Here is a 273-nt window from a genome sequence, read left to right on the forward strand (position 1 = left end):
TGCGCACCACCACGAGGCCTTTCAAGTACTCCCCTTCGGGAAACTCGATGGTCATCGGATGGTCGGGCGCGGCACCGAGCCGCTCGGCGATGTAGCCGTCCACGCCCGCGTCCAGCCCGGCCGAGGCCACGATCTTGTGGAACAGGTCGGCGCTGATGCCGCCCGAGCACGAGAAGGTCAGCAGCACGCCACCGGGCGCCAGCAGCTTGAGGCCGAGCCGGTTGATGTCCTTGTAGGCCCGCGCGGCGCGCTCGGCATGCGCGACCGTCGGCG

The 273-nt window shown here is 70.0% G+C and carries 1 pseudogene; it reads right to left on the minus strand.

What is annotated here, in order from left to right:
* A pseudogene (locus tag CVH10_RS20540) lies at positions 1–273 on the minus strand (class I SAM-dependent rRNA methyltransferase); the annotation flags it as partial.

The sequence above is a fragment of the Halomonas sp. ND22Bw genome, assembly GCF_003011945.1.
GTDB lineage: Bacteria > Pseudomonadota > Gammaproteobacteria > Pseudomonadales > Halomonadaceae > Halomonas > Halomonas halophila.